Below are 24,306 nucleotides of genomic sequence, written 5' to 3'. Positions count from 1 at the left end.
GTTTTAACTAATGAAGTGGAAACGCGTTTTTAAAATTATTATGTATGTTGTTTTAGGGCTTACCATTGCCTTATTTGCTTTATATGGTTATGCCTATTATGTGTTTAATTATAAGTTTGTACCTGAACAAAAATATACACATGCCGTTGAGTATATTGAACCTGAAACAGCTTTGTTAAGCAACGGTTTTGAAGTTTGCAATGAAAACTATATTTTACAATATTATAATCCAGAACGCGCAACTTATAGCAAAGGTAAAAATGGTTTACGCACCTTTATTCTTTCAAATTATAAAAACGAGAATTACACAGATTCAGGATATTTAAACATCCGATTTGTTATAAATTGTAAAGGGGAAGCTGGACGTTATGTTATCCATGAAAATGATTTAGACCTACATCCTAAAACCTTTAACAAACGGTTGGTAGACCAATTATTTCAACTTACAACAGAACTTAAAATATGGAATCCAAATTATGTACATGATGATTTTAGAGATTCCTATATGTATATATCCTATCGAATAGAAAATGGCGAGATTACGGAAATTATCCCTTAGTATCTTTGTAGTTCTTTGTCTGTTTTCATGTAAATCAAAGCGTGAGAAAGCCGAAGAAGCCTACAGTTTTGGTGTTACCAATTTTGGACAAGGTTCAGCTGGTAGCATTAACGGTATTGCACGCGCTATTGAAATAGATTCTACGTATGAACAAGCAGTTTATGAACTTTCCGTTGCGTATTTAAAACGAGGTATACCTCATAAATGGAAAGAACAATATGATAAAGCTATTCCCTTAGATTCTGTGACCCGTATTCCTTGGCGAGGGTATTTATATTTGTGGTTTTATAGAGATTATAAAAAAGCCATTGCCGATTTTGATGCCTCTGATACCTTAACACCAAATTTTGTGGATCAGCCGCAAGGTCATAGTGTAGACTATTGGCGAGGCATTGCCTATTTAGGCCTAAAGGATTATGATAATTCTATTTTTTATTTTGACACATACATTAATCAAGAAATAGAAGAGTCAGGCGAAGACTGGGTAGAGCTTACCGCATTTTTATATCGTGGCATTGCCTATTACGAATCTGGAGATTTTGATAAAGCGACATATAATTTTGAAAAACGCCTAGAGCACGGTCGAGGCATTAGTGCCGACGCAAATTATTATTTAGCTTTAATAGCCCAGCAAACAGGAAATATAGCTTTATCAGAAACGTTAATCAATACGGCTATTGAACAATTCAAACAAGGCTATTATAACAAAAGACCGTATGTGGAAACCTTACGACAAATATATTTAGAGGATTTACTAGTCACAAAAGCGGAATTACTACAATAAATGAATATTAAATCGGCCATAAAACACGCTATGATTTGGAGGTATAAATATATCTCTCAAAAAAACTTTGTTTTATTGTTAAGTATTTTTGTTGGTTTATCTACAGGTATCGCTGCTTTAACCCTAAAAAACATCACCTATTCTATTCAACTGTTTTTAGACAAGGGAATTGTTTTTTCTGAAAATCAACTCTATTTTATTTTACCATTTATAGGTTTATTTCTGGTTTATTTATTAAAAAAATATGTGTTTAAAAAAGCCATGACGCCATCTGTCCCTCCTTTTATTAAACGTGCTGTGCCATCGCTTTTATATTCGCTTTTAAGACAAAAAGGACTGTTATCCTATAAGTTAATCTATCATCCAATAATCATGGCGCCATTAACCGTTGGGTTTGGTGGTTCTGTTGGTTTATTGGGTCCAGCTATTACGTCTGGTTCGGCCATCAGTTCTAATTTAAGTAGATTGATGCATATTGATAAAAAGACACGAACATTATTAATAGCCTGTGCTACTGCTGGCGCGATAGCTTCAATGTTTAAATCACCTATTGCAGCTATTGTTTTTGCTGTTGAAGTATTCAGTTTGGATTTAACTTTTGCTTCATTATTACCTTTGCTTATTGCTTCTATTTCTTCGGTTTTAACCTCGTATTTCTTTTTAGGAGATGAGGTGCTTTTCGATTTTACAGTTACTGATAAATTTACCATTAGAGATACCGCTTTTTATATCATTTTAGGTTTGGGTACGGCCATTGGCTCCATTTACTTTACTAAAATTTATTTCGCTGTTTATGCATTTTTTGATCGATTTAAATCCAAATTCACGAAACTACTTGTCGGTGGTTTTGCAATTGGTGTTATGCTTTACTTTATTCCGCCGCTTTACGGTGAAGGTTTAAGCTTTACCAGAGACCTTTATGATGGAAATTACCTCCATGCATTGGGTTCTACTTTTTTTGACAAGTATCTTGATAACATTTGGGTTGTAATTGTCTTATTAATTGGCTTTACTATTTTTAAAGCTATTGCTATGACCACGACATTTGCCGCGGGTGGTGTTGGAGGTGTAATTGTTCCAACTATGGTTATGGGAAGTGCTTTGGGGAATGTCGTGGCTAAAATAATCAACAATATAGGTTTCGGGCATCAGGTATCTGAATCAAACTTCACATTGGTTGGAATGGCCGGACTTATTGCAGGTGTTATTCACGCCCCTTTAACTGCCATTTTCTTAATTGCTGAAATTACCGGTGGATATGTTTTATTTCTTCCCTTAATGATTACCGTAGCCATTTCATATATGATTACGAAAAACTATATGGAACATACTATTTATACCCGAGAATTAGCTGAAAGAGGTGATTTGCTTACCCATGATAAAGATCAAAATGTGCTGACATCTATGGATATTGATAGTGTTATTGAAAAAAACTTTATAGCGCTTCGTCCGGACATGTCTCTAGGAGAGATGCTTCATGAAGGTGTTGCCAAATCGAATAGAAATATGTTTCCTGTTATAAACGAAGACAACAACCTTGTTGGTATTATTTTGTTAGATGATATTAGGAATATTATGTTTGATCAAGCATTGTACAATACTACTTCGGTTGAAACTTTTATGCATTTACCTCCAGGCTATATTGATTATAAGATTGATAGTATGAGAATGGTTATGCAAAAGTTTCAAGACACGAATGCTTGGAACCTACCTGTTATTAAAGACGGAAAATATTATGGATTTGTATCTAAATCAAAATTATTAACCGCATACCGAACTAAACTTATTAATATTACTAATTAGTTATGAAATACATTATTATAGTTTTACTAATCACCTCATTAACTGCTATAATTTGTGGTTTAACACTGGATTTAGAATACGCTCCTAAATTAGTTGGAGGCGGCGTATTAGGCTTGTTTTTTATCGTTTTTCCGCTCTTTTCTTGGTATCGATGGAAAGATAAGAAAATGAGTGACTACATGCTTACACAAGAAAATCTAGATAAAATGCGCGAAAGCCAAAAGCGAAATAAGTTTTAATTTAAATTTCTTCTTTCAATAAAAAAACGCTTTAATAATAAAGCAGCTTCATCTGCCAAAACACCTCCTTTTATAAGTGTTTTAGGATGTAGTTTGATTTGTAAGTTTATGCAACCACGTTCTTCATCACGAGCGCCATAAACAATATTACTTATTTGACTCCAATACAATGCACCAGCACACATTTGGCAAGGCTCTAACGTAACATATAATGTGCAGTTGTGTAAATATTTACCACCTAAAAAATTTGCAGCGGCTGTAATGGCTTGCATTTCGGCATGAGCAGTAACATCATTTAGCATTTCGGTTAAATTATGACCTCGAGCTATAACTCTATTATCAATTACAATAACAGCACCAACTGGAATTTCGCCTTTATCAAAAGCTATTTCAGCTTCCATTAAGGCTTTCCTCATAAAATAAGCATCATCAAAACATATCTCCATTTTACAAAAATAAAAAAGGCAACTAAATTACTAGTTGCCTTTTTAAAATATCATTTAAAAATTATTAGTTTTTAATAATTTTATGGTTAGCATCAATATTCTGGCCTTTCATGTTTAATATATAAATACCAGATTGTAGTGTATTCATGTTAACTTCAACTGTTCCAAATAAATCAACTTTCTGACTGTAAACCTGTCTTCCGTTAATATCTGTAATAGTCATAGTTACTTGACCAAAACTCTTATTCGTTTTAATAAACAAGTTATTATTTGTTGGGTTTGGATACACTTTGTAATCGCTTTGTTTAAATTCGTCCACACTTAAGCTAGTACAGTTTTGTAACGTAGGATCTGTTTCTAGAGGCATATCGAAATTCTCAACTTGATCTGTTCTACTAAATTTACTACCACCAGATGCATTAACACCTAGACCTCTATTAGAGAATATTTCCCAAATCATACATTGGTCTTCACCTCCTGTAGTTGCCATATCGGCAGCTAAAATCGCATCACGACCTTCAATAAAATCAGGGTTACAAGGTTGTAATTTAAGTGCATCTATTACTAATTGCATTACTTTATTATTTCCGCCTGTTCCATTGTAAATATCGTCATCAAAACCATATTTAGAAACATAAGCCTCCGTTAAATCATATAACATCGTGCCCCAAATAAAGCCAATACCATGTGGTTGTGACACTTGAGCCGTATTATTGGTGTCTCCATACGTGAAACCATTTACAGAAAAATCAGTTGCATATTTAGCATTTCTAATACCTATTCCATTTACGCCTTGCCCAGAAGCATAGGTTACCATACCACGTCCAGCAGCATAGTCTTCAGTTCCTTGTAAGGTAATCATCATTGCAAACCAATCAGACCAACCTTCACCCATCTGAGTTTCGTTTGTTAAACAACCTGCTTGGCTAGGCCCACCTGTTAAACGATTTGAAATACCATGACCATATTCATGTGCTACAATCATGTTATCCAAGCTGCCATCAAGCATAAAAGGACTTGGTCCTTGCAAAGTAACATTAACGGTTTCATTCGCCATGGCTGCAATTAATAATTCGCCATCATCAAAATTCATAAATACAGATGGAATTGAGAAAACAGGATTTGTTTCTCCTGCCATGTTTACGTAAGGAACGTAAGCTGGATCATTAGTTGGGTTATTATGATTAATAACAATAACGGCAACGGCTCCAGCATCCTGCGCATTTTGTATTTTATCTATAAAAGGACAAGTTCCTCGTCTTATTACGGCAATTTTACCGGCTACACTTGCAATTGGATTACAGCCTTCCGTTGGGTTTACAGACCCATCATTAACCAATTGTAAATCAGCTGTAACAGGTGTCACGCCAATTCCTGGTATATTGTTTGGTGCTGCCGTTGCTGGATTAACAGCTGTATATGTTCCGGCTACAGAACTATTATTTACAGTAACTAAATCTTGTAAACCTGCAGCAGGTGACCATAAAAACATGCGCATACTTGGATTATTTCCATCTGGAGGCGTGCCAAATGTAGCATTGTTAATGGAGCCATTAAGCCCATTCCCATCTTGAGCATCAGCACGTACGTTGTCATTACCCAGGCCACCATTTCCGTATGTATTAGATTGAAAGTTACCACTTGGTTCATCAAAACCATATTGATACCAAATATCATGCATCACATTATTTATATAAAACAAATTCGTGATCGAAACGTTTTGATAACCTTCAGGTTCCTGATTGATATCCAATGGAAAATCGAAGTTTAATGAAGCTGAGCCATTAGGAGAGTAGCCTATGCCATCATTTCCATCTCTATCTTCCATAGCCCATACGTTATTTCCACGGGTTACATTAAATTCAGCACCAGCTAAACCATTCGTATCATGCCATCCATAAGGAGAAGCATTAAGGTTTGCCGGTTCTACTAACAATGTTCTGTTTCCATGGTTTGGACTTTCTACTGGAAGTGCAAACACATTATATTGAGAGCCATCAGCTAAATAAGAGACCTCTTTAAACAAAGTGAAATTAGATTCTACTTGTTTTACAGTATTTGAAACATGACCATGATTATCATGATCCAAATCGCCGAAATTACACGTTAAAATCCAATCGTTTTGATTAATAATTTCACCTGTAATTGCATCAACACGAACACTGTACCAATTAGCACCATCCAAAGTATGAATACTTAAATCCCATGAAAGGGTTAAGTTTCCTGCTTCGTTTTGAAAATACACTAATTTAACTGGAATGGTAGTTTGAGAAACAAAACCATTTGAATACAGGTAGATATTATTATTCTTTTCAATTAAATCTAAATCCTGTACAGCGCCCAAATTTAATTGTGCCGCAACATTATGAATTGCTTGCTTTGCCGTTAATTGTGGAGATGTTGTATTAACTCTTTGATTAACATTACCTGTAAATCTATTGGCATAATAAAAGACAGCATTCCCTTTAATAGCAACACTTGACAGAGCATTTAAAATCGGAATACCTTGGTACCTTTGATTAACATAAACATGCGTAATTTTGCTGTTTTTTGAAAGGAATTCATTATCCACTGATAAATCTGAAATATCACTTACTGTTAAGCCATATTTTTCTTTATTTTGATTCAGATAATTTTGAATTACAGAGGCGTAATTCGATTCCATTAAGTTACTTTGCGCATAAACCACATTGGCGAACACCAAAATGGCTAAAAAAAGCAACTTTTTTGCGTAGTTATTTTTCATTTTCCAAAATTAAAAATTAGAGGTTTTAATATAATTCCTCAAATATAAGGAAGTTACTAGAAGTATTTATTCTATTTAATAGGAAATAATAAAAATATTTGGGCTATTTTAATAATTTTACAACATATTCCTCATAAATGAATTCAATTATTCTTGATACAATTAATAACCCAGCAGATTTACGGGCATTAAATCAAAATAAACTACCTGTTTTAGCTAAAGAATTACGTCAATTTATTATTGATATTGTGGCTACCAAAGAAGGCCATTTAGGTGCTAGTCTAGGTGTTGTGGAATTAACTATTGCTTTGCATTATGTATTTAATACACCAGATGATGTATTAATTTGGGATGTTGGGCATCAAGCTTATGTTCATAAAATACTAACGGAAAGAAAAGCCAATTTTGACACCAACCGCCAACTACATGGCATTAGTGGCTTTCCCAAACGTTCTGAAAGTATCTATGATATGTTTGGCACAGGACATTCATCTACCTCTATTTCGGCAGCATTAGGCATGGCTATTGCAGCACAAATTCAAGATGATTTTAAAAAGCATCATATAGCCGTTATTGGTGATGCCTCCATTGCCAGCGGAATGGCTTTTGAAGGTCTGAACCATGCAGGCGTTACCAATGCCAACTTGCTCGTTATTTTAAATGATAATGCCATAGGAATAGACCCAAGTGTTGGTGCATTAAAACAATATTTAACCAACGTAAAAAAGGGCACTCAAAAACAAGATAATATATTTGAAGCCTTAAATTTTAATTATTCAGGACCTATTGATGGTCATGATATTTTTAAAGTGATAACAGAATTAGAGCGTTTAAAAACCATTGAAGGCCCTAAATTCCTTCATATAATCACAACTAAAGGCAAAGGCTTAAAACAGGCTGAAGAAAATCAAGTGGTTTATCATGCGCCTGGAAAATTTGACGCTGTTACGGGAGATATTCCTGCTAAAACGAACACCTTACAAGCTCCAAAATACCAAGATGTTTTTGGTTTAACCCTGGTAGAATTAGCAGAAATAAACAATAAAATTGTTGGTATTACACCTGCTATGCCAACTGGAAGTTCCTTAAAATATATGATGGATGCTTTTCCCAATCGCGCATTTGATGTTGGTATTGCCGAACAACACGCCGTAACACTTGCAGCTGGTATGGCCACCCAAGGTATGATTCCGTTTTGCAACATCTACTCTACTTTTTTACAACGTGCTTACGACCAAATAATTCATGATGTAGCCTTACAGAATTTACCAGTTATTTTCTGTCTAGATCGTGCTGGTTTGGTTGGTGAAGATGGCGCCACACATCATGGTGTTTTTGATATAGCCTATTTACGTTGTATTCCGAATATGATTATTGCAGCGCCAAGAAATGAAATTACCTTAAGAAATTTACTTTATACGGCACAGCTCGGAAAACTTTCAAATCCTTTAGCTATAAGATATCCAAGAGGTCGAGGAAACAATGTAAATTGGCAAGTACCTTTTGAAAACGTAATAATGAGCAAAGGCGAACAATTAAAACAAGGTGAAAAAATAGCGATTTTAAGTATTGGTAGCGTCGCCAACAACGTATGCGAAGCGATTTATGATATATCCATTTCCCATTACGATATGGCGTTTGTTAAACCACTTGATATAGATTTATTGCATACTATTTTCAACAAATACGAAACTATTATTACCGTAGAAAACGGAACCATTATAGGTGGATTTGGAAGTGCGATTGCCGAATTTAAATCGCAATTTAATTATAACAATACGCTGAAAGTATTGGGTATTCCAGATCAGTTTATTGAACAAGGTTCTGTAGAAGAGCTAGAAGATATAGCAGGCATTAGCCCTAAAAAAATTAGAGCCTTTGTATTAAAAAATTATGGTGATGTAAACTAGTAATCTTCTGCGTAGAATTGGGTTGAATCAATGTCAGAATCATTGTTATTTGATAACTCACTTAAGGCTAATAAACTAGCAAAGGTTACAAAAAATATAACGATAGCACCTAATATATTTTTTCTCATTTTAGTCAAGTTCAATTAATTTTATAAGCTAAATATAAAAAACACATCGTTAATATGCAAATAATTTCGATTAATAGCTGGTTTTGAGAGTTTTATCTTACTAAAAAGCCATTCCCTTTATTTTCTTATAAATTAGAATTGCGCGACTATCTGATAAAGACGCTACATAATTACAAACATTTAAAAGTCGTTTATAAATTAAATCTTCTTGAATATTGATACTCTCGGATAAGGTGTTTAAAATTAATGTATCGTAATTGGAAGCTGTGCCATTATGAGCATTGTTAACAGCAGACACATAAGTTTCCAATAATGTATTTATAACACGGTATCCCATTATTTCCTTTTCTAGAACTTCCTTGGATTGATAGACGTTTTTAATACTAATATTAATAATATCGGTAATTTGTGCTTCATACTTACTTTTATCCAATAAGGCAGTTTGGAAGGTATCATTTAAAATAGCTTCCTCATTTTCAATAAATACAGAAACGGCTTCATTTATCAATGTATTTATTGCCAATGCTCGTAAATAACTAATGCGGTCTTGGGTAGTTGATAATTGGTAGTATTTATTGGTTTGTATATTATCTCGAACCAATTTAATTAAATATTCCAAAGCAAACTCCTCTTGAATAAGACCTAAATTAATACCATCTTCAAAATCGATTATGGTGTAGCAAATATCATCAGCTGCCTCTATCAAAAAGGTTAATGGATGCCTAGCATAGCTTATATTATCATCCGTTCTCCTCGTAATTAAACCCAATTCACTAGCCACATCTTCAAAAGCGGTTTTATCTGCTTGAAAAAAGCCATATTTCTTATCGGCAATATGTTTAGTTGGCTTTTTAGGCAAGGATTCTTTAGGGTATTTTGTAAAAGCACCAAGCGTAGAATAGCTTAAACGTAAACCACCTTCCCGACCAATACGGCTTTCCGTTAGGATTTTAAACCCATTGGCATTGCCCTCAAAATCACATAAATCTTGATATTCTTTATCAGTCAATTCCGACTGGAATGTTTTGCCTGCACCTGTTTTAAAAAATTCACCTATGGCTTTTTCTCCTGAATGTCCAAAAGGTGGATTTCCAATATCATGAGCCAAAGCGGCAGCGGCTACAATAGCACCAAAATCGTTTGGTTGATAGCCATGAATATTTTGTAAATGTGGATATTTTTCAATTAACTGTTTGCCTGCTAGTCGTCCAAGTGTTCTTCCAACCACACTGACTTCCAAACTATGGGTTAATCGTGTGTGAACAAAATCTGTTTGGGATAAGGGAATAACCTGCGTTTTATCTTGTAAACTTCTAAATTCTGAAGAAAATATGATACGATCATAATCAACTTCAAAACCTAAACGTGTTTCATCTTGCTCTTTTCGCAAGCGTTTATTCGTATCGCCAAAACGCTTTAATGATAATAATTGTTCCCAGTTCATTGTACAAATCTATTGACTTGCAAGATAGTATTTTTTCAATGTTAAGAAACCGTTTCGAAATCAGATTATTTAGAAAATCTCATAACTTTTAGGTAATGTTTTTATGATACAGGTTTAATACCTAGTTAACCGTGACTTTACATCTCTACAGTTTCTTTGCCGTAAGAAATTTTGTAAAAAACCACATGAAATATTTACTTCTTAATCTACTATTATTTACAACGCTAATATCCTATTCTCAAAATACGGGTTCTTTAGCTGGCAAAATTGCTGACAAAGAATATAACAATGAGCCGCTTCCTTTTGCCAATGTTTTAATTAAAGGAACTACAAAAGGTACTACAACCGATATGGATGGTTTATATCTAATAGACAATTTAAAAGCTGGCACATACACCATTGTTTATAGTTTTGTTGGCTACGAAACTCAAGAGGTAGAAGCAACTATAATTGCCGGAAAGGTTACTGAGATAAATTTACCTATGGCTGCAAACGCAGCATCATTAGATGAAGTTGTTATAACAACTACAACCAAACGAGAAAGTGAAGTAGCTTTATTATTAGAACAGAAAAAAGCCGTTGAAATTAAACAAAGTATTGGCGCCGAGGAGTTATCACGAAAAGGCGTGAGCAATGCGGCAGGAGCTGTTGCCAAAATATCAGGGGTTTCTAAACAGGAAGGTTCCAGCAACGTATATGTTCGTGGATTGGGCGATCGTTACTTAAACACTACCATGAATGGTTTATCACTTCCATCCAATGATGTGAATAAGAAAAACATGGATTTAGATTTGTTCTCTTCCGATATTATTGAAAACGTTTCTATCAGTAAAGCCTATGCGGTTGGTTTTTATGGTGATTTTTCAGCGGGAAATGTTAACATCAACTCTAAGGACTACAATGGAAATGGGTTTTTAGATGTTTATATGGGAAGTGGTTTTAATACCAATGCCATTGATAAAGATTTTGTGAAAAGCGAAGGAACTGGGTATTTCGGATATTATGGTCGCTATGATCACAACCCGTTTGCTGTGGTATTATCCCATGGTATCGATCCTGTTTCTGCTGGAACACCTATAAATGTAAGCTATGGTGCTTCTACTGGAACATCGTTTCATTTTAAAAATGGTTCGCGCTTAAGCATTTTTGCTACCGGTTCTTTTGAAAACAATTTTGAATACCGCCAAGGAACTACAAGAGATTTTACGCTTACCGAGAAAAAAGCCTTTGTGGATAGTGCTGAAGAGTATGAATATGCCACAACAACAACAGCTATGGCAAACGTAAACTACAAAATAGACGATGCCAATTCCGTTAAATACAGCTCGGTTTTTATTAATAACGCATCCGATGTTGTTGGGTATTTTGGCACCAATGGAAATGGAAAAAACAGAGATGCCATTCAAAATACAGATGAAGGTTTCTACCAAATGAATGTACAGTTTGACCAAACTAAAATGTTTGTTAACCAATTATTAGGTAATCATAAATCGGGAAAAATTGAAGTGGATTGGGGGTTTGGCTATAATTATGTAAATGCCGATCAGCCAGACCGTAAACGAATCAGTTTAGAAAACTACCATTTAGCTTTTGATAACAATCCCAATACAAACCCAATTTTTTATAGCAATGTGGATTATGATAATCAACGTTACTTTCAAAGTATTACCGATGATGAATATAACGGAAACTTAAATTTAGCTTATCAAGCTACCGAAAAACTCACATTAAATATTGGTTATAATGGTAAAAGCAAAACGCGTAATTTTAATAACATTCGTTATGGTTATGATATTGTTCAAGGTAATTATCCCGTTACGGATGTCAATAATTTCAACAGTATATTTTCATTAAATAATCTTCAAGTTAATGAAAACAGCGGTGGACTTTATGAAATAAAAGTAATTAAACCCATTCCTGGATACACCAACACCAACAGACCTGGACTTCCAGAAAACACCTACCAAGGCCGATTAGATATTTATGCAGGTTATGTAAATGCCGAAATTAAAGCAGGCGATAATTGGTTGTTTGTTCCAGGTGTCCGTTTAGAATCTATTGAGCAAACTATTGCTTTTGATGTGATAAATTTAGGATTACGAGGCACTGATGAAATTACTTCCAAAAACAACTTATTCCTGCCAAGCTTAAATATTAAGCATAGCCTGAATGAAGACCAAAACTTACGGTTTTCTGCCAGCCAAACAGCATCCCTACCAGAATTTAAAGAAGTAGCACCATTTGTTTACGAAGATATTTCAGTTCGTGTTGGTGGAAATCCAGATTTGCTAGAAGCAGGCTATTCTAAAATTTATAATTTGGATTTAAAATACGAATGGTTTTTCAGCAAAAGTGAAATTTTATCGCTTGGCGCTTTCACAAAAATCATTAAAGACCCCATTAATTTAGTTGTTGGTGCGGATGCTACAGGCACACAACGCTATTTTAGAACAGGTGATAAAGCTAATGTTTACGGCATTGAATTGGAAGTCAGAAAAAATTTGATAACCAATGAAAATGATGACACCGATTTATCTATTGGACTAAATGCCACGTATATGTACACCACTCAAGATTTGTATGAGCGTATTGATGGCGATTTTTACGATGTGAGTTTTAATAGAACAAAAGACCAACTTCAAGGTGCCTCACCTTTCTTACTGAATGCCGATATTAGTTATTCTCCAACATTTAAAAACTACAAACCCGTTGCCAATTTAGTATTCTCTTACTTCTCGGACAGAATTGATGCTTTAGGTTCTGGACAATTAGGAAATGTAATTGAAAAGGGTGTTCCAACGCTAGATTTTATTTGGAAAAACACATTTAGCAACACGTTTGAAGTCAACTTAAGTGTCATGAATTTATTAAATCCAACCGTTACATATATTAGAGAAACCACTTTAGGAGATGTTGTGGTTAATTCAGCAAATGGCAAAGGCGTATCAGATTACAAACGCGGCATGGATATAAGCTTACAACTTAAATACACATTTTAACAATCACTTTAACAATAGAAATTAATTAAACAAAAACACAATGAAAAACAATGTAATTTTAGGATTAGCAATTGTAACCATGCTTTTCTCTTGCTCATCAGATGACACCGCAGATATTGTTATTAATGACAGTAGCAGTGTGGTAAATAACAATGGCAATGGTAATGACAATACGAACGATTTATGTACCACTATTCCAGCTGCCGAGTACACGTCAGATTTAGAATTAGAAGCTAACAAATGCTACCGTATTAGCGGTCCTGTAATCATGGCTTCAGGAACGAATCTCATCATTAACGAAGGTGCAACAATTTATGCTGAAGCTACAGGAGCTGATGTATATATTGCTATTTCCCAAGGCGCAAAAATTATTGCAACTGGAACGGCAAATAATCCAATTGTCATGACATCTAATGCGCCATCGCCAGCTGCTGGAGATTGGGGTGGATTAATTATTTTAGGTAAAGCGCCTATTAACTCCGTAACAGGTTCTGGAACATCAACATCTGAAATTGCTAGTTTACCTTACGGTGGAAATATGAGTAATGATTCCTCTGGCACGTTACGTCATATGCGTGTAGAATATTCCGGTGGTGCGGCAGACGGTCAATCTGAAAATAACGCGTTTTCATTTTATGGTGTTGGAAACGAAACCGTTGTTGAGTACATTCAAGCCTATGAAGGAAAAGATGATGGTGTTGAGTTTTTTGGCGGAACGGTTAACGTAAGCTATGTATCCGTGATTAACGCCCAAGACGATTCTATTGATTGGACTGAAGGTTATACGGGAACCATTACAAATGCCTATATTAAACATGGTTCTGAGCATGACAAAGGCATTGAAGCCGATGGGTATAACACAGACTTTAGTAATGAAGGCGGTTATTACTCAAAACCAACGGTTACCAATTTAACAATTATCGGTTTAGGAACTGCCAATGATCCAGATAGCGAAGCCATTCGTTTAAGAGCTGGAACACAAGGGATTTTTAACAATATACTTATTCAAGGTTATGGAGAGGGCTTTGATTTAGATGGTGATTTAGGGGATAATCCAACAGGAAATGGCGTAATAAATGGTAATTTACAGGTTACAAATGTCACATTTACTGACGTTACCCTTACCATGAAAAACGACACACAAGTTCCATTTGAAGAAACTGATTTTATATCAGGAGCCACAAACGGAACAGGAACAGATTATGCTACTTGGGGTGCACTATGGACTGCTGAATAAAAAAACAGAATTAGTTTAGAGTATGGAAAGACTGCCTGAAACTTTTAGTTTCGGTCGGTCTTTTCGGGTTATGCACCTTAACTTATTAAGCTTTAACCTTGTTTTACAGTTTTCTGTTTTCAAAAATATTTCACATCAAAAAATATGAAACGCCTAAAAGTTAACATTTAGGTAACATTACAATTCCAAACACTATAGATATTTGCAAACTATTTTAAAGTAACGTATGGATAATATATACTTATTAATGATTATTGCCTTGGCCGTATTAGCAGTTGCTGATTTGGTGGTAGGTGTGAGTAATGATGCGGTGAATTTCTTGAATTCAGCCATAGGCTCAAAAGCCATTTCATTTAAAACAATCATGATTGTTGCTAGTGTTGGTGTAGCCGTAGGAGCCGTTTTTTCTAGTGGTATGATGGAAGTTGCCCGAAAAGGTATTTTCAACCCACACGAATTTATGTTTGATGAAATCATGATCATCTTTATGGCTGTCATGATTACAGACATCCTATTGTTAGACTTTTTTAATTCAGTTGGGATGCCAACATCTACAACGGTATCCATAGTATTTGAATTATTAGGAGCTTCCGTTGCAATGTCTTTAATTAAAATTGGTCATGATGGAGGAAGTTTCACTGATTTAGTAGACTACATCAACACCTCAAAGGCGGCAGAAATTATCTTTGGAATACTCCTATCCGTCGTCGTCGCATTTTCTATTGGTGCAGCTGTTCAGTGGGTTGCAAGGCTATTGTTGTCTTATAACTTTGAGAAAAAAGCTAATTGGGTAGGTGCCTTTTTTGGAGGTATAGCTTTATCATCTATTACCTATTTTATTTTTATCAAAGGTTTAAAAGGTACATCATTTGCAGATGATGCTTTCGCAATTCTAAATGGCGATACGATAAACGAATTTATTGAACACCAACTTACCTATATTTTACTTGCTAGTTTAGTACTTTGGTCATTAATATCATATCTATTTATCACTGTTTTCAAAGCAAATATTTATAAACTCATTATTTTAGTCGGAACCTTTGCTTTAGCATTGGCTTTTGCTGGAAACGATTTAGTTAACTTTATTGGTGTTCCAATTGCTGGCTGGCTTTCTTACAGTACTTGGGTCGCTTCAGGTCTTCCTGCAGAAACGTTTAGTATGGGCTTCCTAGCCGATAAGGTAGCAACACCTACTTATTTATTAGTTGGTGCAGGTTTAATTATGGTTGCCACATTATGGTTTTCTAGTAAGGCGAAAGGTGTTGTAAAAACCTCATTAGATTTATCAAGTCAAGGTGAAACAAAAGAACGTTTTCAGCCTAACTTTTTATCGCGAGGGTTTGTGCGTTTTGCCGTTTTAGCATCGCAAATGTCATCTTATATTTTACCAGAATCATGGCAGAAAAAAATTGATAAGCAATTTGAAATACCTGTTTTAAATTTAAAAAAGGATAAAACCTATGAGTTACCAGCTTTCGATTTAGTTCGTGCTGCCGTTAACCTTATGGTTGCTGCTGTATTAATTTCTATTGCAACCTCTATGAAATTACCGCTTTCTACCACTTATGTAACGTTTATGGTTGCTATGGGTACATCATTAGCGGATCGTGCTTGGGGAGCAGAAAGTGCCGTATACCGAGTAGCTGGTGTTTTAAATGTTATTGGAGGTTGGTTCTTCACGGCGTTTATTGCATTTATTGCTGCAGCCTTAATTGCCTACTTATTGAATTGGAACGTGAATGTTATGGTTCCTGTTTTATTACTTTTCGCTGCGGTTTTATTAGTAAGAAACTATATTTCTCATAATAAGAAATCTAAAGAATTAAAAGCTGAAGATAGTTTAACGCGTGCTGAGAGTAGCTCTATTCAAGGTGTAATTCATGAAAGCACCAACAATATTGCCAACGTTATAAAACGTGGTAACCGTATTTATACCAATGCAATTAATGGTTTAGCAAAACAAGATTTATCCTTACTGAAGAAGAACAAAAAACAGGTTGTTAAACTTGGAAATGAAATTGATGAATTGCGTGATAATATCTTCTATTTCATTAAGAATTTGGATGAATCCAGCGTAGCCGCTAGTAACTTCTATATTAATGTGTTAGGTTATTTACAGGATATTACACAGTCTTTAGAGTACATCTCTAAAATCAGTCACAAACACGTTAACAACAACCATAAGAAACTGAAATTTAGCCAAATTAAAGAGCTGAAGGAAGTTGATGAGCGTTTTGAGCGTCTATTCGTTAATACCAAAGCCGCCTTTGACACCCGTTCTTTTGAAGAAATTGGCGTTATATTAAGTAGAAAAAAGGAGATTATGGATATGGTAACGCATAAAATCCAGAAACAAGTAGAGCGTACTAGAACCGAAGAATCTAGCCCGAAAAATACCACCTTGTATTTTAGTGTGCTTTTAGAAACGAAAGATTTACTAAATGCTACTATGAATCTGTTAGAAGAATATCATAATGCACATGATAGCTCTGTAGAACCTGCAACGGTTCCGGATTCTGAAAGTTAATTTAAACCTATAGTAATTTTATAAAAAAGCATCTCCAATGGAGATGCTTTTTAGTTTTTATGAGTTCTGGTTATTAAAAATGCAGGCAACTATTTAATCAACTTAATTTACCAAATTAGATTTCATATACAAACCGTTTCAGTAACATTTAGATATTGAGAAACTGATAAAATTTCGGTTTGGCAAAAGCAATTTCAATAAATCCTCAAATAAAAAAAGCACCTCTCTCAAGGTGCTTTTCAATATAGTAATTACATCTTTTAAATCATTAAGATCCACACATCAAGCAATCATCACCTTCTGCTTCTTTTGCTTGGGCAATAAGCGCTTTCATTTCATCTGCAGACATGGGCTCCACCTCTTCCGGAGTTTGCTTTTCAGCAAATTTAGCAGCTGTTTTTACGGCCTGCTGTTTTTGTTGGGCCATAACTGTATCAACCATTGGTGTGGACTCTATAATGGCTTCAGCAACTGGTTGTTCCTTTTTCTTATTATCCAAGGTAAACTTAATAGCATCTACCGCACTTTTCGTTCTTAAGTAGTACATACCTGTTTTTAAACCACTCTTCCAAGCATAGAAATGCATAGGTGTTAATTTTGCCATGGTTGCACCTTCCATAAACAGGTTTAAGGATTGAGATTGGTCAATAAAATAACCTCTATGGCGTGACATATCAATAATGTCTTTCATACTTAATTCCCAAACCGTTTTATAAAGCTCCTTAATATCTTGAGGAATAGACTCAATACCTTGAATTGATCCATTAGCACGCATGATATCTTGTTTTAAACCTTCGTTCCATAGACCAAGTTCTACTAAATCTTCCAGTAAGTGTTTGTTGACAATAATAAATTCACCCGATAGCACACGACGCGTATAAATATTAGACGTATAAGGCTCGAAACATTCATTATTACCCAAAATTTGAGAGGTACTTGCTGTTGGCATTGGCGCAACTAACAAGGAGTTTCTAACACCATGTTTTTTAACCTCTCCACGCAGTTTAGCCCAATCCCATCGACCACTTAATTCGTTATCATTAATTCCCCAAAGGTTGTGTTGAAATTCCCCTTGACTTATTGGCGATCCTTCATATGTTTGGTAAGGACCATCAGCTGTTGCCTCTTCCATACTAGCTGTTACTGCTGCAAAGTATAGAGTTTCAAAAATTTCTTGATTTAATTTTTTAGCAGCATCACTTGTAAAAGGCATGCGTAATTTTATAAACGTATCAGCCAATCCTTGAACACCTAAACCAACAGGTCTGTGACGGAAATTAGAATTTTCAGCCTCTTTTACAGGGTAGTAATTTCTATCAATAACACGGTTTAAGTTTTTGGTAACGCGTTTGGTAATTTTATAAAGTTCTTTATGATCAAACTCGCCATTTTTAATAAACATTGGCAACGCAATAGATGCTAAATTACAAACAGCCACCTCATCTGGGGAGGTGTACTCCATAATTTCCGTACATAAATTAGACGACCGAATGGTGCCTAAATTTTTCTGATTGGACTTGCGGTTAGCGGCATCTTTATACAACATATACGGCGTTCCCGTTTCAATTTGCGATTCGAGGATCTTTTCCCAAAGCTCACGAGCCTTAATGGTTTTTCTACCTTTGCCTTCCGCTTCGTATTTTAAATATAAGGCTTCAAATTCTTCACTGTGCACTTCATCCATTCCTGGACATTCATTCGGGCACATTAAAGTCCATTTGCCATCTTCTTGAACCCGCTCCATGAACAAATCAGAAATCCACATCGCATAAAACAAATCGCGTGCACGCATTTCTTCTTTACCGTGATTTTTCTTCAAATCTAAAAAATCGAAAATATCAGCATGCCAAGTTTCAAGATACATGGCAAAACTTCCTTTACGTTTTCCACCACCTTGATCTACATAACGTGCTGTATCGTTAAAAACTTTTAACATAGGAACAATACCGTTGGATGTTCCGTTAGTTCCAGAGATATAACTTCCTGTTGCACGAATATTGTGAATAGCTAAACCAATACCTCCAGCTGATTGTGATATTTTGGCGGTTTGTTTCAATGTATCATAAATACCATCAATACTATCATCTTTCATGGTTAATAAAAAACAGGATGACATTTGTGGTTTTGGTGTACCGGAATTAAAAAGTGTGGGTGTCGCGTGTGTAAAATATTTTTTAGACATCAGTTCATAGGTTTCCAGAGCGGCATCTAAATCATTTAAATGTATACCTATAGAAACACGCATCAACATGTGTTGTGGTCTTTCAGCAATTTTACCATTTAGCTTTAATAAATACGAACGCTCAAGTGTTTTAAACCCAAAATAATCATAACCAAAATCGCGATTATAAATAATTGTAGAGTCTAATTTATCTTTATTATCCATAATCACTTGGTAGACCTCATCTGATAGTAATGGCGCATCTTTTCCTGTTCTAGGATTTACGTAGTTATACAAATCATGCATCACCTCACTAAACGTTTTTTTAGTGTTTTTGTGTAGGTTAGACACCGAAATTCGAGCAGCCAAACGCGCATAATCAGGATGAGCCGTTGTCATGGTTGCTGCAATTTCAGCGGCTAAATTATCTAGCTCGCTGGTTGTAACACCATCATAAAGTCCTTCTATAACTCGCATAGCTACCTTTACAGGATCTACTAATTCGTTTAAACCGTAACACAGTTTTCTAACTCTTGCTGTAATTTTATCGAACATCATGAGTTCTTTCCGGCCATCTCTTTTTAATACATACATAATTTTACACGTTTTTTGTTTCCTGTTACACCTTACAGGAAAATGGATTAATTAGCTAAAAGGGTAGTCTAATTTTATAAGAAATTAGAACTTTGAATTTATATAAAAGTCTAGCAAGAACACAGGTAGATGAATATCCACACCATTGTTGCTATTAACTATTATTAAGGGTTGTTATTTAAAAATCAGCGTCAAAACTGAACTTATCTTTATCTTCCTCTTTATTAAGAACACCTGCCTTTTGATATTCCGACACACGCTTTTCAAAGAAATTGGTTTTTCCTTGTAAGGATATCATATCCATGAAATCAAAAGGGTTGGCTGTATTGTATTCTTTTTCACAATCCAACTCACTTAAAAGTCTATCAGTTACAAATTCTAGATACTGCGACATTAATTTGGCATTCATACCAATTAAGCTAGCTGGCAATGACTCGGTAATAAATTCACGTTCAATATCTAAAGCATCTATAAGGATTTCACGAATACGTGCTTTTGGCACTTTATTTATTAAGTGGTGGTTGTGTAAATGCACAGCAAAATCACAATGCACACCTTCATCGCGAGAAATTAGCTCGTTAGAAAATGTTAAGCCAGGCATTAAACCACGTTTTTTTAACCAGAATATAGAACAAAAGGCACCAGAAAAGAAAATACCTTCAACGGCCGCAAAAGCAATTAAACGTTCACCAAAACTAGGCGATTCTATCCATTTTAAAGCCCAATCTGCCTTTTTCTTAATAGCTGGAAAATTATCTAAAGCATTAAAAAGCTGATCCTTTTCAACTTCATCTTTTACATAGGTATCTATTAATAGTGAATAGGTTTCGCTATGAATATTTTCCATCATTATTTGAAATCCATAAAAAAACTTAGCTTCACTATATTGCACTTCGTTAATGAAATTTTCAGCTAAATTTTCATTTACAATGCCATCACTAGCAGCAAAAAAAGCAAGAATGTGTTTAATAAAATAACGCTCATCATCATTTAATTTACCTTTCCAATCGGTTAAATCTTGATGTAAATCAATTTCTTCAGCCGTCCAGAAACTGGCTTCAGATTTTTTGTACCATTCCCAAATATCGTTATGTTGAATAGGAAAAATAACAAAGCGATCTTTGTTTTCTTGTAGAATAGGTTCAATTTGTTGAGACATTGTTAGTTTTTTTTTAGAATTAATAATTTGAATGGTAATGTGACTAACAAATATTGAAAATAGTATCTGTAATTGAAAGGTAAATTCAGAAACATTGTCAACAAGTTTTTAACAAACCAGTATTGACGCAGTATGACATACTTTTTTCCTAAAAATCCATTAAATTACTGATTTTCAATAATTTAAATAAACAAGATATGTAAAAAAAATGTAAGATTTAACCTGTTAAAATCACTCTAACAATAGGCGAAACCTATGTAATAAGCACTAGAAAATAGCTCAATAATTTCCATAAAAAAAGAGCGAGAAATTCGCTCTTTTAATAACTAATTAACTAAATAACTAATGAGATTAAAGTCAAAAAGCTAGAAAATTCTAGCCTTTTGTTGATTAATAGCACATACCCTTTAATAAATGCTTAATCGTATAATAATTTAATAGCAAAGCTAATATCTGAAATTTCTCACCACACCAAGAACACTTTTGTATAGTTGGTATTGAATTATGTGTAATTGGCAAAAAACCAATTTTCGCCCTCATATTTTACGAATTTCCTACTTTTTAAGATTAATTTACTCATCATTTATAACCATTTCAAGTTCAAAATGTTAGAATATTATTATATTTGAAACCATGATACGAGCAGTAATTGTAGATGATGAGCAAAAAGCAATAGAAAGTTTGTCTTGGGAACTCACAAACTTTAGTGATGAAGTTGAAATAATAGCCACTTTTAACAAACCTGAAGAAGCTATTAGTTATTTAACCACCAACAAGCCTGATTGCGTTTTTTTAGACATCAATATGCCAACCATGGATGGATTTCAGTTTTTAGACAAATTAACTGAAAGAGATTTTTCTGTAGTGATTACTACCGCTTATAATGAATATGCCTTAAAAGCATTAAAACACGAAGCCATAGATTATCTTTTAAAACCTATTGACTCTGATGATTTAAAAGAAACCTTGGCGCGTATAAAAAAGCATAATTCTACAGCGTTTCCAGTGGCTAAAATTGAAGAAATCCTTATTAATTTCAACAAGAATTTTAATCAGAAAAAAATAACCTTAAATACCGATGGGAAATTAATATTTTTAGATACAGATAACATTATTTTCATAGAATCAGACGGTAATTACAGCACCTTTGTTATGGCAGATAACCAAAAGATTTTAGTTACCAAAAAACTAAAAGAGGTGAATGCACTTTTACCCGAAAATTATTTTTTCCGAATCCACAATTCTTACATTATAAATCTTAATAAAATTAAGGAATTTATTAAAAATGATGGTTATGTTGTTATGCAAACCAACGAGAAAATTCCAGTGGCCAGACAGCGCAAATCCGATTTTTTAGACAAAGTTTAAGCCACAATGAACACCAAAAACCACTATAGGCTTTTTAAAAACACCATTTTTATTATGCTTTGCTTTGCAACTACAATTAGTAGTGTAGCGCAAGAACTAGATTTAAAATCCTTTTACAAAAAGGTGGATAGCATTTTGATTGAAAGACCAGACAAACCCGCTATTCTGGATTCTGTTTTTCATAATGTGAAATTTGACACCATTAAACTTTCGTATTTAGTTCATAAAAGTCACCAGAAGGATTATTTGGAAGGCGAATGGTTTGCCTTAAATTCACTAGGTAATTGTTTTAGAAACATTTCTGATTACGAACAATCTATTGGTTTATATAAAAAAGCATTTGCCACAGCCAAACAAAGTGGGAATTTGGAAATGGAGGTCATTAGTCTGAACATGCTTGGTGTTGTTTACAGACGTATGGACGCTATTCGTTCTGCTTTGGATTACCATAAACAAGCACTCCATTTAGCCGAAAATGCACCAGAAATTACTTTAGGTTTAAAACGAAGTATTGCCGTTTCTCAAAACAGTATGGGAAATATTTATTTGGCTTTAAAACAATATGATTTAGCACTTATTCAATTCTATAAATCATTAGCTATTGAAGAAGCATTAGACAACAAGCTCGGTCTAGCTATTAACAATCATAATATTGGATATGCTAAAGAAAAAACGGGGTATTATGAAGAAGCGTTGGAATACTACAACAAATCTTTAGATTATAATTATCAAATTGAATCTGAAATAGGCATTGTTATCTGTTTTAATAGCATTGGTAAAGTTTACATTTATCAAGATAAGTTTACAGAAGCGAACACCATAATTAAAGACGCCTTACAACGAGCGATTAAAGAAAACGATCAGTTTTACATTGCTATTTCTTATGTTAATTATGGCTTATCGGAATTAAAACTCAACAACTTAGAATTTGCCAAAACCCAATTAAATAAAGGACTAGAAATTGCCAAAGAATTTAATTTGAAATCTTCAGAAATTGAAGCTTATAAATATTTATCCGAAATTTATGAATTGTCTGGGCAACATGATGCCGCTTTAGATACGTTCAGGAAACACGTAATTTTAGATGAAAGCCTAACAAACGAACGCAACATTCAGTATGTTAATGATTTAATTATAAAATATGATACGGAGAAAAAAACCAATCAGATTAAAGAATTAGCCAGTGAGAATGAAATAGTAAAACTCCGACTAGAAAAAAACAAACGAACCCTATTGTTAAGTCTGTTAGGTGCCAGTTTGGTTTTTATTACCTTATATGTTTTATACCGTCAACGCCAACTTAAAAACGAGAAGAAAATTTTAACGTTGGAACAAGATATGTTGCGCAATCAAATGAATCCGCATTTTATTTTCAATTCCTTGAACTCTATCAAACTTTACATTATAAATAACGAAAAGGAAAATGCTGTTTATTACCTCAATAAATTTTCAAAACTAATCCGAAAAATACTCATTGCATCCACCGAAAAGGAAATATCGCTTCAAGATGAAATTGAAAACATGTCACTCTACATGAATATAGAAAATATCCGGTTTTCCAATGAAATTGACTATCAAGAAAAAATTGATGAAAGCTTAAATACATCCTCTATAAAAGTACCTTCACTTATTTTACAGCCATTTTTGGAGAACGCTATTTGGCATGGATTATCAAGTAAAACTCAAAATAAAAAAATAGAATTAGTTGCTAAAAAAACCCATGACAACCATGTATCAATTACCATAACAGATAATGGAATTGGACGCGTTGCTTCGGAGAAAATTAAAAATGAAAAGAAAATAAAACGTCAATCGGTTGGTTTAAATATTACCAAAGCGCGACTTGAAAACTTCTCGAAAACGTTCAAAGAAGATTACAGTATTGATATAATAGATTTATATGATGATAATAATATGGCCTGTGGAACACAAGTAATTTTAAATATTCCTATCAAGTAGGTTTTAATTTTATTTTTGCGGTTTTCTTCTATTTCACCATTTTCAGCTAACTCTCTAATGGCTCTATTTTAATAGGTTATGGACTAACGGTATTCGCACAAGAATTCTAATTTATAGATAACATAAAGTATTCTCAACTTGATGTTTTCATATACTTATAGTTTAAAGGCTATTTTTTGTTGCACGGTTTTTAATAACTAATTTTGAATAAAATCTCGAAATAGGATTAATTATTAGCATATT

The 24,306-nt window shown here is 34.1% G+C and carries 16 protein-coding genes; 10 read left to right on the top strand and 6 right to left on the bottom strand.

The window, feature by feature from the left end:
- Positions 1-10: 10 nt before the first annotated feature.
- From GMA17_RS14680 to GMA17_RS14665, 4 genes are read left to right on the top strand one after another with little or no spacing between them, the layout of a single operon-like run.
- Positions 11-559 (top strand): hypothetical protein, encoded by a 549-nt coding sequence (locus GMA17_RS14680; RefSeq protein ID WP_248397482.1) that lies wholly within the window; start codon positions 11-13, stop codon positions 557-559.
- Positions 531-1,343, top strand: coding sequence for a tetratricopeptide repeat protein (locus GMA17_RS14675; protein ID WP_248397480.1), 813 nt, complete (start codon positions 531-533; stop codon positions 1,341-1,343). Before GMA17_RS14680 ends, GMA17_RS14675 begins: the two co-directional genes overlap by 29 nt.
- Entirely contained in the window at positions 1,344-3,146 is a 1,803-nt protein-coding gene (locus GMA17_RS14670; protein ID WP_248397479.1) for a chloride channel protein, read from the top strand.
- A gap of 2 nt (positions 3,147-3,148) precedes the next feature.
- On the top strand, positions 3,149-3,385 hold the full coding sequence (locus GMA17_RS14665) for a hypothetical protein (protein WP_248397476.1): 237 nt from the start codon (positions 3,149-3,151) through the stop codon (positions 3,383-3,385).
- Here the strand turns inward: GMA17_RS14665 and GMA17_RS14660 are convergent.
- The gene (locus GMA17_RS14660) at positions 3,382-3,831 is read right to left on the bottom strand and encodes a nucleoside deaminase (RefSeq protein ID WP_248397474.1); all 450 of its coding nucleotides are present in this window, start codon (positions 3,829-3,831) and stop codon (positions 3,382-3,384) included. The two genes, GMA17_RS14665 and GMA17_RS14660, sit on opposite strands and share 4 nt — an antisense overlap.
- Positions 3,832-3,895: 64 nt before the next feature.
- A complete protein-coding gene (locus GMA17_RS14655) occupies positions 3,896-6,577 on the bottom strand; it encodes a T9SS-dependent M36 family metallopeptidase (protein ID WP_248397472.1) in 2,682 nt (893 codons plus the stop codon).
- 137 nt (positions 6,578-6,714) lie between these two features.
- On the opposite strand from GMA17_RS14655, the gene GMA17_RS14650 reads away from it, so the two are divergent.
- Positions 6,715-8,487 carry a 1-deoxy-D-xylulose-5-phosphate synthase gene (locus tag GMA17_RS14650; RefSeq protein ID WP_248397470.1) on the top strand — a complete coding sequence of 591 codons (1,773 nt, stop codon included), beginning with the start codon at positions 6,715-6,717 and terminating at the stop codon, positions 8,485-8,487.
- On the opposite strand, the gene GMA17_RS15440 is transcribed toward GMA17_RS14650, so the two are convergent.
- Positions 8,484-8,615 carry a hypothetical protein gene (locus tag GMA17_RS15440; RefSeq protein WP_256476089.1) on the bottom strand — a complete coding sequence of 44 codons (132 nt, stop codon included), beginning with the start codon at positions 8,613-8,615 and terminating at the stop codon, positions 8,484-8,486. The two genes, GMA17_RS14650 and GMA17_RS15440, sit on opposite strands and share 4 nt — an antisense overlap.
- 100 nt (positions 8,616-8,715) lie before the next feature.
- Positions 8,716-10,059, bottom strand: a complete 1,344-nt coding sequence (locus GMA17_RS14645) for a deoxyguanosinetriphosphate triphosphohydrolase (RefSeq protein ID WP_248397468.1) — start codon at positions 10,057-10,059, stop codon at positions 8,716-8,718.
- Positions 10,060-10,244: 185 nt separating this feature from the next.
- Between GMA17_RS14645 and GMA17_RS14640 the strand changes: the two genes are divergently transcribed.
- The 3 genes from GMA17_RS14640 (at position 10,245) to GMA17_RS14630 (ending at position 16,822) form a co-directional block, all read left to right on the top strand.
- Complete coding sequence (locus tag GMA17_RS14640) at positions 10,245-13,058, top strand: TonB-dependent receptor (RefSeq protein ID WP_248397466.1); 2,814 nt, start codon at positions 10,245-10,247, stop codon at positions 13,056-13,058.
- A gap of 40 nt (positions 13,059-13,098) precedes the next feature.
- Complete coding sequence (locus tag GMA17_RS14635) at positions 13,099-14,295, top strand: multidrug transporter (protein WP_248397464.1); 1,197 nt, start codon at positions 13,099-13,101, stop codon at positions 14,293-14,295.
- A gap of 226 nt (positions 14,296-14,521) precedes the next feature.
- Complete coding sequence (locus GMA17_RS14630) at positions 14,522-16,822, top strand: inorganic phosphate transporter (protein ID WP_248397462.1); 2,301 nt, start codon at positions 14,522-14,524, stop codon at positions 16,820-16,822.
- A gap of 268 nt (positions 16,823-17,090) precedes the next feature.
- Here the strand turns inward: GMA17_RS14630 and GMA17_RS14625 are convergent, their stop codons facing one another.
- Positions 17,091-19,577, bottom strand: coding sequence for a ribonucleoside-diphosphate reductase subunit alpha (locus GMA17_RS14625; protein WP_248397460.1), 2,487 nt, complete (start codon positions 19,575-19,577; stop codon positions 17,091-17,093).
- Between the two features lie 178 nt (positions 19,578-19,755).
- The gene (locus GMA17_RS14620; RefSeq protein ID WP_248397458.1) at positions 19,756-20,736 is read right to left on the bottom strand and encodes a ribonucleotide-diphosphate reductase subunit beta; all 981 of its coding nucleotides are present in this window, start codon (positions 20,734-20,736) and stop codon (positions 19,756-19,758) included.
- A gap of 633 nt (positions 20,737-21,369) precedes the next feature.
- Here GMA17_RS14620 and GMA17_RS14615 point away from each other — a divergent pair.
- Both GMA17_RS14615 and GMA17_RS14610 read left to right on the top strand, forming a co-directional pair.
- On the top strand, positions 21,370-22,104 hold the full coding sequence (locus GMA17_RS14615; RefSeq protein ID WP_248397456.1) for a LytTR family DNA-binding domain-containing protein: 735 nt from the start codon (positions 21,370-21,372) through the stop codon (positions 22,102-22,104).
- 6 nt (positions 22,105-22,110) lie between these two features.
- Positions 22,111-24,063, top strand: coding sequence for a tetratricopeptide repeat protein (locus tag GMA17_RS14610; protein ID WP_248397454.1), 1,953 nt, complete (start codon positions 22,111-22,113; stop codon positions 24,061-24,063).
- Positions 24,064-24,306: the final 243 nt, after the last annotated feature.

Origin of the sequence: Bizionia sp. M204 (genome assembly GCF_023205095.1) — a bacterium.
GTDB classification, from domain to species: domain Bacteria; phylum Bacteroidota; class Bacteroidia; order Flavobacteriales; family Flavobacteriaceae; genus Algorimicrobium; species Algorimicrobium hallyeonense.
This window is presented reverse-complemented; position numbering and strand designations above follow the sequence as displayed.